Source organism: Peribacillus sp. ACCC06369 (assembly GCF_030348945.1).
Lineage (GTDB): Bacteria > Bacillota > Bacilli > Bacillales > DSM-1321 > Peribacillus.
This window is the reverse complement of record NZ_JAUCEN010000002.1, coordinates 1011596-1024483: the sequence shown is the minus strand read 5'-3', so window position 1 is coordinate 1024483 and position 12888 is coordinate 1011596. Positions and strand designations below refer to the sequence as shown.

At 40.0% G+C, this 12888-nt stretch carries 13 protein-coding genes; 1 reads left to right on the top strand and 12 read right to left on the bottom strand.

The genetic code is table 11. The features are described from left to right. Positions 1-8: 8 nt before the first annotated feature. Positions 9-1307: an arsenic transporter gene (locus QUF78_RS05800; RefSeq protein WP_289323930.1), complete on the bottom strand. Its 1299-nt coding sequence runs from the start codon at positions 1305-1307 to the stop codon at positions 9-11. An 18-nt stretch (positions 1308-1325) separates the two neighbouring features. Continuing rightward, positions 1326-1673: an ArsR/SmtB family transcription factor gene (locus QUF78_RS05795; protein WP_289323929.1), complete on the bottom strand. Its 348-nt coding sequence runs from the start codon at positions 1671-1673 to the stop codon at positions 1326-1328. A gap of 404 nt (positions 1674-2077) precedes the next feature. Between QUF78_RS05795 and QUF78_RS05790 the strand changes: the two genes are divergently transcribed. Then, the gene (locus tag QUF78_RS05790; RefSeq protein WP_289323928.1) at positions 2078-2518 is read left to right on the top strand and encodes a cell wall hydrolase; all 441 of its coding nucleotides are present in this window, start codon (positions 2078-2080) and stop codon (positions 2516-2518) included. A gap of 406 nt (positions 2519-2924) precedes the next feature. On the opposite strand, the gene QUF78_RS05785 is transcribed toward QUF78_RS05790, so the two are convergent. The 10 genes from QUF78_RS05785 to QUF78_RS05740 form a co-directional block, all read right to left on the bottom strand. Further along, the gene (locus QUF78_RS05785; RefSeq protein WP_289323927.1) at positions 2925-4301 is read right to left on the bottom strand and encodes an NAD(P)-binding domain-containing protein; all 1377 of its coding nucleotides are present in this window, start codon (positions 4299-4301) and stop codon (positions 2925-2927) included. A gap of 63 nt (positions 4302-4364) precedes the next feature. Further along, positions 4365-4820, bottom strand: a complete 456-nt coding sequence (locus QUF78_RS05780) for a MarR family winged helix-turn-helix transcriptional regulator (protein WP_289323926.1) — start codon at positions 4818-4820, stop codon at positions 4365-4367. 77 nt (positions 4821-4897) lie between these two features. After that, a complete protein-coding gene (locus tag QUF78_RS05775) occupies positions 4898-5089 on the bottom strand; it encodes a hypothetical protein (RefSeq protein WP_289323925.1) in 192 nt (63 codons plus the stop codon). Positions 5090-5110: 21 nt separating this feature from the next. Next, the gene (locus QUF78_RS05770; protein ID WP_289323924.1) at positions 5111-5596 is read right to left on the bottom strand and encodes an arsinothricin resistance N-acetyltransferase ArsN1 family A; all 486 of its coding nucleotides are present in this window, start codon (positions 5594-5596) and stop codon (positions 5111-5113) included. 136 nt (positions 5597-5732) lie between these two features. Continuing rightward, positions 5733-7148, bottom strand: coding sequence for a SpoVR family protein (locus QUF78_RS05765; RefSeq protein ID WP_289323923.1), 1416 nt, complete (start codon positions 7146-7148; stop codon positions 5733-5735). Positions 7149-7321: 173 nt separating this feature from the next. Further along, positions 7322-8401: a YkvI family membrane protein gene (locus QUF78_RS05760; RefSeq protein WP_289323922.1), complete on the bottom strand. Its 1080-nt coding sequence runs from the start codon at positions 8399-8401 to the stop codon at positions 7322-7324. A 160-nt stretch (positions 8402-8561) separates the two neighbouring features. Continuing rightward, on the bottom strand, positions 8562-9671 hold the full coding sequence (gene menC / locus QUF78_RS05755) for an o-succinylbenzoate synthase (protein ID WP_289323921.1): 1110 nt from the start codon (positions 9669-9671) through the stop codon (positions 8562-8564). Positions 9672-9684: 13 nt separating this feature from the next. Further along, positions 9685-10479, bottom strand: coding sequence for a GNAT family N-acetyltransferase (locus tag QUF78_RS05750; protein ID WP_289323920.1), 795 nt, complete (start codon positions 10477-10479; stop codon positions 9685-9687). Next, positions 10472-11626, bottom strand: coding sequence for a M20 peptidase aminoacylase family protein (locus QUF78_RS05745; protein ID WP_289323919.1), 1155 nt, complete (start codon positions 11624-11626; stop codon positions 10472-10474). Before QUF78_RS05745 ends, QUF78_RS05750 begins: the two co-directional genes overlap by 8 nt. Positions 11627-11683: 57 nt before the next feature. Then, positions 11684-12526, bottom strand: a complete 843-nt coding sequence (locus QUF78_RS05740; RefSeq protein WP_289323918.1) for a MurR/RpiR family transcriptional regulator — start codon at positions 12524-12526, stop codon at positions 11684-11686. Positions 12527-12888 lie beyond the last annotated feature (362 nt).

Genomic DNA, 12888 nt, shown 5'->3' with positions numbered 1-12888 from the left:
GTAAGTGTTTAATGAATAATTTGTAACCATATATATAAGCCAACTAATGTGATGAACAATGTTGGGATGGTTAAGATGATTCCAGTTTTAAAATAGGTTCCCCATGAGATTTTCACGCCTTTTAATGATAGGACATGCAGCCACAATAACGTTGCCAAAGAACCAATCGGAGTGATTTTCGGTCCCAAGTCCGAACCAATGACATTTGCATATATAAGGGCTTCCCTGATCACGCCTGTAGTATTGGTATCGGAAATGGCAAGGGCATCAATCATCACGGTTGGCATGTTATTCATAAACGATGAAAGAATGGCGGCTATGAAGCCCATCCCCATCGTTGCTGTAAATAATCCTTGATTGGATGTAACTTGGATTAAATCCGTCAATACATTCGTCAATCCAACATTCCGCAGGCTGTACACAACAACATACATGCCTATAGAGAAAAAGACGATTGCCCATGGTGCTCCTTTAATAACTGTTTTCGTATTGACTGCTGGACTCCTTCTAGCCATCATGAGGAAGAAAATAGCCACAATGCCTGCAATGATGGATACAGGCACTCCAATAAATTCACTGGCAAAATAACCTACCAGCAATATTCCTAATACTATCCAGGACAACCGGAACATTCTTTGGTCCCGAATGGCTTCCACTGGTTTTTTAAGTTGGGATACATCATAATTTTCCGGTATGCTTTTACGGAAAAACAGATATAAAACCAAGATGCTTGCTACCAATGCAAAAAGATCTGGTACGATCATTCTTGATGCAAACTCGGCAAAACTGATATTGAAAAAATCTGCAGAAACAATGTTTACAAGATTACTCACCACTAAAGGCAATGAGGTTGTGTCCGCAATAAACCCACTGGCGATGATGAATGGGAATATCATTTTATCATTAAACTTTAGGGCACGAACCATTGCTAATACAATCGGGGTAAGGATTAGAGCAGCTCCGTCATTTGCAAAAAAAGCAGCTACAAGAGCACCGAGGATACTTACATAAACAAACATCCTTACTCCATTTCCCTTGGCTGCCCTAGCCATATGCAGTGCTGCCCATTCAAAAAATCCTATCTCATCCAAAATAAGCGAGATGATGATGATGGCGATGAAGGCCAGTGTAGCGTTCCAGACTATGGATGTCACGTCTATGACATCAGTAAAATCCACCACACCAACAAGTAAGGCCAAAACCGCACCGCCACAAGCTGACCAACCGATCGACAATCCCTTTGGCTGCCAGATGACGAGAATGAGTGTTAATAAAAAGATGATAACTGCCAAAATAACTGGTCCCACTGAAATAGTACCTCCTAGTTAGTCACAACAAATCCGTTTTCCTTGTGCTGATAATTCTTCTAATTTAAAGTTTTGACTTGGCAAATCCTTGATGACCGTCTGAATAAATGAGTAATAGGAAGAAGACTGGTTTAACGAATAAAAGACCCATTGCCCCCTTCTCGATTCTTTCACGATTCCACTATCTTTCATTTTCCGTAAATGTTGGCTGATGGCAGGTTGGCTCATTTCGAACAGGTCCACAAATTCACAGACACAACATTCATGATCATACATGATTTTAATCATAGTCAAACGAGTTTTATCACCTAGAAGTTTAAGAACGTTTGCAGTTCCTTCTATATCCAAAGCTTCATTCGTTTGCATTTAATCCCTCCTAGTCTAATCAAATAAATAATCATATGCTTATGTGATTATTCAGGATAATTGTATAAGTATATTCTTATTTAATCAATAATTAAATATTCAACAATATAATTTTTTAATTTTAGTCTGCTAAAAGATGTTTCGAAATAATTCCGACTAAGGCGAACTTTGCCTACGCCCGCACTTCACTAGCATTGGGAAATCTTATCCAAAGGCTCGGTTAAAGGGGTTGTTGATTTTCTTATTGACCTAACGGGACAGGATAGTTACATAAAGTTATAAAAAAGAATGCCATAGTTTACTTCTTACTTAAAAGCTGTAAGCTTTAAAAACTAAGCATTCTTATTTTATAAACAATGACATTAATGTAGGCTTTTTTCATACTATATTATTGGGGTGAAAAAATGCCAAGAGTAAATTACCGAAGTTCAGACGTTGACTTAATGGCAAGGATGATGAGAGCAGAAGCTGAAGGTGAAGGATTACAAGGAATGTTATATGTTGGCAATGTAATTGTAAATCGTCTTAAAGCAAATTGTATAGACTTTAAAGATTTAAGAACAATTCCACAAGTCGTTTATCAAGTTCAAGGAGGAAATTATTCTTTTGAAGCTGTTCAAAAAGGTAATGTATTTTATCAAAGAGCGAGAACTGCTGAAAAAAGATTAGCGAAACAGAATTTGGATTATTGGAGGCAACACCCAGGGAAATACGCTCTTTGGTATTTTAATCCATATGCTCCATGCCCACCAACATGGTACGGTCAACCTTTTGCTGGACAATATAAAAATCATTGTTATTATGAACCAAAGCCTGGAACATGTGAAAGTGTTTATTCCGGTTAGGTTGTCTAGGAGCTCTTATTAATTCTGGAGTTTTATTGTAATTTTTCTTTTCGGTTCCGCGAATACAAAATCTTTTAGTCGTAGGTGCTGATAGCCAACCACATTCATTCAATACAACTCCTGTTGGTAATGTAACGGTTGTCTGTTAAAGAAGCTTGAATCCCCAGCCTATTTTTTCAACCGTTGTTTTAGTGTATTTTTAACTCACGAAATGAAAAGGGAACTTCCTGGTTAGCAGGTGTTCCCTTTTTTTATATCAAACCTTTAGTAATAGTTATCAAGAAAGCAAGATTGTGAAATATTGTACTTAAACTTAAAGGTGAGTTAGTTCCTTAGTGCCCGAGAGATTATGTTTACCAATGTCTATAAAAAGACCAGTCTCGTATCACCAGACTCGTCTTCTGTTTTATTTACAACAAGAATTATTTTTAATTTCCAACCTCGCTAGAACGGGGACGCCACAGCAAGAACCATCCTTTGTTTCAGTTTCAGGAATATCAGAATCGCAGGAACTAGAAGTTATATTAACACTGCACACCCCTGTTTCAGGGAGTTCCAAGTGTACTTCTTTTGCTCCCTCTACATCGCCAGTAAGATAAGCCACCACGGAACGGACTTGTTCGTAGCCTGTCGCCAGTAAGAAGGTAGGTGCTCTTCCGTAGCTCTTCATGCCAACAATGTAGAAGTCCTTTTCAGGGTGCCGTAACTCTTGTTCACCATGCGGCCGCACGGTTCCACAACTATGAATATTGGGATCAATTAACGGAGCAAGCGCTTCTATACTTTCCACAGCTGAATCAAGGTTTATCCTAATTTCATTTAAAAAGGATGTATCTGGTCTGAAACCCGTACTCACAACGATTTCATCGATATCACCGAGTGTGAATTCTTCGCCGTTAAGTTCTCCCACCACAGTGATTTTATCGTTTGTTGGATAAACTCCGTTAATATGAAAGGGAGTGAGTATTACTATGCGTCCAGACTCCACTAAGTGCTGAATTCTAATGCCCAATTCTCCACGAGCGGCCAAGCCGTCGTTTTCTTGCCCGCCGTACACTTCTTTGATTTGTTTTTTACGAAGAACCCAGTAGATCTTTGTATCCGTAAATTTCTGCTGTAAGGTGGCCAGATCCAATAGAGCATTTATGGCAGAATGGCCACTTCCGATCACCACGGTGGTTTTATTTTGATATCTGTTTTCTAGTTGTTCGACGTTAGGAATGCCATAGTGGATTTGATTGTGTAATTTTCTCTCGGCATTCGTCCAAATTCCATTTGAAAGGATTGGGTTTGGATTGGTCCAAGTACCTGAGGAATCAATCACAGCTTTCGCTTCAATGACTTGTGTGTCACCATTCACTTCTACATACAGTTGAAAGGGAACCGTGTCCCGTTTTCCTGTTTTTAATTTATCATGAGCCTTTTTGGCAACACCGACTACTTTTGCTTGTAAGATGATCTTTTCTTTTATTTCTGGAAGGTTACTCAACGGAAGAAGGTACTCTACTACCAGTTCGCGACCTGTTGGCAAAGCATTTCCGTCAGGTGACATCCAACCAGAGTTCTCCAGCAGTTCCTTTGCTGCTTTATCGATGTTATATTGCCACGGAGAAAACATTCGAACGTGTCCCCACTCCAACATGCTGGAACCAACCGAGTCGCCTACTTCCAATACAATAAACTTCTCTCCTTTTTTTTGTAAATGAGCGGCAGCGGCCAGCCCCACAGGACCCCCACCTATAATTGCTACGGGTAATGCACTTTTATCAAATTGAACCATCATTATTCCCTCCTATATTTTCATTTCAAAAAAGTTGTAATTTGCAAGTATTCTTGAAAAATTATACTACCCCCAAGGAGTAGTACAACATACGGAAGACTTCAACATTCGATCATTAAGCAATGTCAGAGCACGCACGACGGATTCCTTTTCAAACTCATTCATCGTCTTGAAGATCTCATTCAAGTAATCATTCATTTGCTGATCGATTGTTTGATTGACTTTCACTCCTTCATCGGTCAGAGAAAGGATAGAAATTCTCCGATCTTCCGCATGAGGGGTTTTTGTGACTAAATTCAATTTTATTAGGGATTGGATTTGTCGGCTGAACGTCGTAATATCCGTTCCCAGTGTTTCTGCAATTTGCTGGATGGAAGCGTTATTCTGTCGGTTTATTTCATATAGAATATGACTTTGAACAAGTGATATCTCAATTCCATCTGCGCTGCAGCAATTTTTATTCAATAATCCAAAACGTCTAGTTAAGAGTTGGAAGAGACCTCTAAGGTTTTCATTTTCCATTACTTTCACCTCACTATATTTATACTCACATTATTTGCATATTGCAACTATTTAAATCAACTATTTTTAATTTATCCTTATAGCTTGTTAAAAGCCGTAATGAAATTTCGGTGAGTTTGCTCGCCATAATAGCAAGCTTTGCCTTTAAAAAAGTTTGTTTCGATGAATTCTTTTGCCTTTTCCACCCTAGGTTCACGAGAAGCTAAAACCAACTTGAAATAGGCATCAAAATAATCAACAGACAATACGCTTGAATGGTTAACAGTCATCCCCTCCTACCCCCTATTTGTTTACAGTAATTTCTCCATAGCCATAACATCGACATATTCCCCATCTAATATTCCCTGGTTCTTAAACACACCCACTTCACGATAACCCCTTTTTTTGTACAATCCTTGACCAACCTGGTTAAAAGGAAATGTGAATAACACAATTTTATTGAAGTCATTTCCTTCTGCGATCTTTTCGATTGATTGAAGCAATAAACCGCCAATCCCTTTTCCTCGATGATCTCTTGAGATATAAACGGATAAATCAGCAACCCCTTTATAAGCACAGCGATTGTTATATGGATTCAAGGAAGCCCATCCAACGACTTCCCCTTCTTGCTCGGCGACGATTACCTTATATCGTCCCATGTGCTTGGCAAACCAATCCTTCATGTAGGCTTGATCCTTCGGTTCCGTTTCTAACGTGGCAACCCTATCCTCAATTCCTTGATTGTAAATTTCTTTGACGGAATCTATGTCCGTTTCCATCGCTTCACGAATGATCATATCTTTCCCCTGCTCCTTTCGCTACCAAATGAGTTCATTCAAAATATTCTATATTATATATAACACCAATACTTGCAAATCGCAAGTATTGGATGAAACAAGAAAACTGCCGAGTGACCGGCAGTTTTCTTCCTCTTTATAAATATTTCCGGTGAATACCTTTTCCATCATAGGAAAACAGGACTTCTTTTCCTTCCATGACTGATTCCATATGCACGGAGCGTCCCCAAAGCTGATGGATATATGGCATGACTTTCTCAAGATATTTCAGATCCAGTTCAATATCTTCATACCAATGTTTCAGATAAAGTTCGCCATTACGCATGAAGTCTCCATCATTTACTGTGATATAGGGGAATCCGCCGTTAACCCTCATACTGACGAGTTGGTCACGAACCTGTTCCCATGCTTTATCGACGATTTTATAATCCTTGCCCTGCTTTTGGAATAAATACATATCTTCACGCATGACCAGATCTTTCGTCAAATAATTACGGATAAAGGAAATGTCAGATTCGATTTCCCTAACTTCGAACATCTTTTCCCGTCCAGATCCGGGCATGACGCCAAGCCTGATCATCTCTTCAGTTGGATTATCATAGCGTTCTTCAATATCTTCAAACACTTTTAATCCAAGATAATAAGGGTTGATGCTGGTCTTTGATGGCTGAACGACACCTGCGTTCAGTTTAGCGAATTCAATCGCTTCCCCTGAGGATAAATCCAATTCACGGATTATGCGTTGATGCCAGTAGGATGCCCAGCCTTCATTCATGATTTTCGTTTCCAGCTGCGGCCAGAAATACAGCATCTCTTCCCTGATCATCGTCATGATATCCCGTTGCCAATCTGTTAGATCCCTGCTGTACTGTTCTATGAAAAGCATAATATCCTTTTCAGGCCTTGGCGGGAATTTTTTTCTTTTTTTCACGGTGGATTTCTTCGGTTTATCCTTATTTTCAAGATTCCATAAATCATCGTATTGTGTGGCTGTCGGTTTTATTTCCTCTTCTTCTTCCTCATCTTCCATCGTCCAGGCAAGCTTCGGTCTCATCAACGACGGATCGATATGTTCTTCAATGGCTAATAGTGCATCGAGGAAAGTTTCCACTTCCTTTTTGCCATGCAGGATTTCATATTCACGGATTCTTTCTGCCGTGGCCGACATACTTTCCACCATATCTCTCTTAGTATTATTAAAACGTATATTATTCTTAAAGAAATCACAATGCGCCAAAACGTGGGCAACAATCAATTTATTTTGTACAAGTGAATTGGAGTCCAACAGAAAAGCGTAACAAGGATTAGAGTTAATGACCAGTTCGTAGATCTTACTTAATCCAAAGTCATACTGCAGCTTCATTTTATGAAACTGCTTCCCAAAACTCCAATGAGAAAAACGGGTCGGCATCCCATAGGCACCAAATGTATAAATGATTTCTGAAGGGCAAATTTCATAACGCATCGGGTAAAAATCCAACCCGAACCCAGTTGCTATTTCTGTAATTTCACTAATGGCATATTCCAGAGCCTTTTGCTCCGCTCCATTCATCCGATATCCCCCTTGTCTTCCGCCTTTAAACTAATGTATGAAAAAAAGGAGGAAAAATGCCGTGATCATGAGTAAAGGTCCTCGATAACAGAAAAAAAACACCTCCATGAAGAAGATGTCAGGTCAAAGATCCATGCAGTTTTAAACTCTAATCCTTAAATTCCCCTTCCCTATTATAATTTCGCGAGTTCCATAGTCACTGCCCCTTTTTTCGCTTTTGAACGGATCCAGGATATGATAAGCGCAGCAATGATTACAAATCCTAAATATCCTGTGACTGGATATACTGTTCCAACCAATTTAATGAAGCCAACGAAACTTGCAAGGAATGCGAGGATTCCCACCATAATCACGGATATCTTGAAGCGTTTCGTGTCGGCAGGCACCATCCTGGCTGTAAATGCATACAGCATCCCGACCGAGGTATTATAAATCATCCCTAAAAGGATGATTGATAGGATATATCCCAACCATGGAGAAATCTGATTCGCTAAATGAAGGGTAGGCATCCCTGAGCCTTCTATGCCCTTCAAGTCGGACATCATCCCCATATTGATCAAGAATAGCAAGATCCCCAATCCAATACCTCCTAGAAGGCCTCCCATACCAGCCTCCTTCTTATTCTTAATGGTCCCTCCCATTACGGCTAGCATGGCAATTCCGGCCGTCATATTATATGAAACATAAAGTAATGAACCCATCATCCAATTTCCGGTTGCAGCATTCCCTTTACTAGAAGAAGATATGATTTCATTGAAATTTAGATTGGAGGTGAAAAATGAATAACCTGAAATAATAATCATGATAACAAATAAAAATGGTGTTACAGCACTAATGATGGACATTATTTTATTAACATTAAGTAAAAGCGTACCTATCGTCAGCACAGTCATGAGAATTGCACCAGCTATACTGGGTACCCCGAATTGTTCTTCAAAAATCGTTCCGGAACCAGCAATCATGATGACTGTAACTCCAAACAAAAAAAATGTGATAATAATATCGACCACCCTGCCTAAATAGCGGCCACAAATATGATCGATGATGTTTTTATGGGAGCGTGTTTTGAGGGTGCTCCCCAATTGTGTAACTTGCATGCCTAAAAACGAGAATAAAGCTGTCGCCACCACAATTCCCAATACACTGTAGATTCCAAAGCTCGTGAAGAATTGTAATACTTCTTGTCCTGAGGCGAAGCCTGCTCCAATGATGATTCCAATATATGCACCTGCAAGATTTATACTGTTTTTCATATCCAATTCCACCTTCAATTAAATGATTATTCTGACAATTTGAGTTAAAAAAATATCTTCCTCTCATCACTGTTCCGTAATAGCTTCCCAGCTTCATTAATTTTAACGAGCCATCGCCCATGAAGCTGGGTAGAGTTACTATTCCAACCTTGTTCTTTTATCAATTTGTATATCTTTTACTATAGGAAGTGAATTCATCGACCGCAGCGTAATCGACTTCATAGCCGATGCCTGCCGCCTTTGGAACAGTTATGACTCCATCTTTCACTGTAACCTCTGGTTTAATGATGTCCTTATGCCAATAATTCGCAGATGCCGCCGTATCACCAGGCATCGTGAAGTTATCAAGTGTTGTCAATGCGATATTATGGGCACGTCCCACACCGGATTCCAACATCCCCCCGCACCAAACCGGAACATTTCTTTCTTTACATAAATCATGTATTTTCTTCGCTTCCGTTAAACCGCCTACCCTGCCGATCTTGATATTAATGATTTTACAGCTTCCCAATTCAAGGGCTTTTCTTGCATCTTCCACGGAATGTATACTTTCATCCAAACAAATCGGTGTTTTGATTTCCGCTTGTAATGTGGCATGATCGACAATATCATCTGATGACAAAGGCTGCTCAATCATCATTAAATCAAATTGATCAAGTTGTTTCAGTAATTCGATGTCTTTCATCCGATAAGCGGAGTTTGCATCTGCCATGATCGGTACATCGGGATATCGATTGCGCACTTCCCTGATTACATCAACATCCCAACCTGGTTGAATCTTTATTTTGATTCTTTTATACCCATCCTTCAATCCATCTTCTATCTTCTTCAATAATTCGGGGACCGTTTTTTGGATGCCGATACTGATTCCAACATCGATTTTTTCCAGTTCCCCGCCTAAAGCCATACTTAATGGAACATTCTTTTCTTTTGCATATAAATCCCAGATAGCTCCCTCGATTGCCGATTTTGCCATATTATTTTTCCGTATGTGCGAGAACATATCCGATACATCACGAGGATGTTCTATATCTTTATCCAATACAAGCGGAATCAAGAAATCCTCCAGCATGGTCCAATTGGTTTTTATGGTTTCTTCGTTATACCAAGGTGCTGAAAACGCCACTGATTCAGCCCAACCTGAAAGCCCCTCTCCATTTTTCACTTCCACAAGTATGAATTCCTTATCTACAAATGTTCCAAAGCTTGTTGTAAATGGAGCTATCAAATCCATATTTAGATGGCGTAAACGCACTTCTTTTATTTTCATCTGGATTCCCCCTTTATTCTTGTTTTTTTAATAAGTAGTTTTGAATGTCTTCACCTTGTTCCCGAGCTATTCCGACTGCAACATACCCATTGGCAAAAAGCGTTTTGAATAATTCACCCGTTTTCGACCGCCAATCTATCGCAAGGCTGAGATCACCTTTTTTGATTTTTTGAATATCCGTCGGAATGGGAATGGCGACCACATCGGCATTGGTTTCCAAATGATAATCCTTGATGTAAGGAAAGCCTTGGTCATTCATTCCAGTGGTTACGATATGTGTGGCTTTATCAGGAAGTGGGGGCTCTTCATTTGCTTCCTGCCGTATATTCCATTCCACCATGAACCGATCAGTCGACAATCCTTCATTGAGGGCATCCTTCATATCTCCATAACAATCTTCCATATATGTTGAACAAACCGCTTTTAGTTTACCGATATTCAAGTTTGCGTTCACACTTTCCAATGGATCATACGTCCATGTGATTAAGTCGTAGCCTTTTTTGAGTGCTTCTTCTTGTTGTGCCAGTTTAAGCAATCTACCGTAGCCCTTCTTTTGATGATCCGGATGGATGGCTAACATATGTGAACAAAGAAACACCCTTCCATCCTTAAATCCTGGGAAACTGTATTGAAATCCCACTAACTGGCCATTGATGTAACCACCTAAAACGAGCCCTCCGTTTTTGACTGCGGTAATCGTCTGATGGGTAGGAACGCAATCCATGCCCCATACAAGGATTTCAAGTCGCTGCACTTCTTGTAAATCCTCTAGTGTCGATAGGGATTTAATGATTAATTCATCAGTCATGTAAGTGGACCCCCTCTCCATATTTCTCGAAAGTAAGAATGATGGCCTTTGTCAGGATTTCAATTCCCGATAACAAAGCATCTTTGTTGAACGTCATGTTCGGATGATGGAGCCCTGGTGTCAAATCACAGCCCAATCCAAGCATCGTCGCTTTGATTTCAGGTCTTTTCAACGTATAAAAATGAAAATCTTCTCCTCCTGTTGTAATGACTGGCGCTACCAGATTTTCTTCCCCAAGTGTATCGGCTATCGCTTCAGCCATTATTTCCTGGGCTTGATCGTTCACGGTTGCTGCAGCAACTTTAGTCCCCGGTTCGAGTTTCACATCAACTCCATGGACAATGGCCAAAGATTCTGCAACCTTTTCCACTTTTCGGGTGAGCTCTTCCATCACTGCATTATCCTGAGCCCGTAAATCCAATGAAAATGTGGCTCTCCCCGGGATGATATTGGAACTTTCACCACCAGCAAAAAACTGCGTCATTTTTACTGAATAAGGGATGGATGGATTGAGATGGATCCCATTTAACAAAGTGATGAATGCCGCTCCTATCTCGATGGCATTTTGTCCTTGATGCGGTCTGGCTCCATGTGCATCCGTTCCCACTATTTCTCCTTTAATGAACCGGGCGGCTCCATGTACAATCGCTGGTGCAGCCTGCCCATCCTTCACTTCCTCGACTGGCCTTAAGTGCACCCCATAAAGGAAATCCACATCATCCAAAACTTTTTCTTCAATCATCTTCAAGGCACCTGTACCTTTTTCTTCAGCAGGTTGAAAAATGAATTTCAGCTTACCTCTTGGTCGAAAGTCCATTTCCTTCAATACCAGGAATACTCCAAGGGCCAAGGTCATATGCCCATCGTGTCCACAGGAATGATTGGCCTGAAACGTCCCATGTACCTCCTGCCAAAGTGCATCGATATCCGATCGTAACCCGACTGTGAAATTCCCATCCCCGATTTCCCCAATCACTCCTGTACAGTCTTCGAATGTTTTTACCGTAGACTGATTTTCCCTTAAAATATTTGAAATGAAAGCTGTCGTATTCACCTCATTCCAACTCGTTTCAGGATGTGCGTGTAAATGGTCGAAGATATCGATGATACGCGGCCTTAATTTTTCGATTGATTGTGTGATATCCATTTATGTCTCCCCCTTATATCCCGGTTAATCGGTTTGCATCTCGAACTGATGTTTATCTCAAAAGAAATAATTGTCTTGATTGAACGCGTCATATATAGCTTTTCTCTCTTTAAAACCCTGTTCATCTTTAATCGATACACCTGCTACTAAACTATTCAATAATGAGAATAAAACCGGTGCCGTATCGATAGTGGAAGTCCTAGGTGTTGAAATGGGCAATAAAATGTCAGTGAAGTCAGCAATTGGAGCCAGTTCAGAATCCGTAACGCCAATAACAAATGCCCCGGCTTGTTTGGCCATTTCCGTGATTTTCACAGTCTCTTTCACATAACGGTGAAATGAAATGGCCACAAAAACGGAATTTTCAGTCATTTTATTCAGCAATAAAAAAATATCATCTGTATCCGGCCTATATAAATGGACCTCTTCCCTTACTAGCCTAAGCGTAAAGGTTAACCAATGTGCTGCCGAAAATGATAATCGATGTCCTGATACCAATACATTGTCTGCTGCCGCCAATTTATCAATTGTTTTGGAGAAATCTTCATTTGATAAATTTTTGATTGTCTTTTCGATGCTGACGATATCCTGCCCCATCACTTGAGCCATGAAGTTTGGCTGATTCGCAGCTTCAAGTTTTGAAGAATGATATTCATTCAAACTGCTGCTCTCGAATATCAACTGATTGCGAATAAGTTTTTGAAGTTCCGCAAATCCGCTTAACCCCAATGAATAACAAAAGCGGATGATGGTCGTTTCACTCACGCCTATATCTTTTCCGAGCTTTTGAGCTGAAGTGACTGCAAATGTATGTGAATGTACTAACAAGTATTTTGCTACCTTTTTTTGGCCAGTTGATAAATCAGGGAACACCTCTTTAACTTTTTGCTGTAAATCCATAAAACATCCCCTCTATTGCAAGATATGAATCCAAAACTTTAAATATTCCAATATGAAGTTTTCGCTTCGTCAATAATAAAGAGTATTTTATCATGGGATTTTCAATAAAACAATAATATTCAGAATTTTTAACAAGAAGGTGGTTACTGTCCTTAAATCGCAAAAAAACCACGAAGATGAACTCCGTAATTTCAGCTTGGCGACAAAATGGTGTTCGGAGTCCGAATAGTGAGATGAAGGTCAAAAAAAAATTCGTGAACAGTCGAATATCGTGCTTCAACGGCCGAATAATGTGCGGGGTAGGTCGAATACAGTGCGTGAACGGCTGAATAAAGTGTGGTTTTGGTCGATAAACTGCGTCA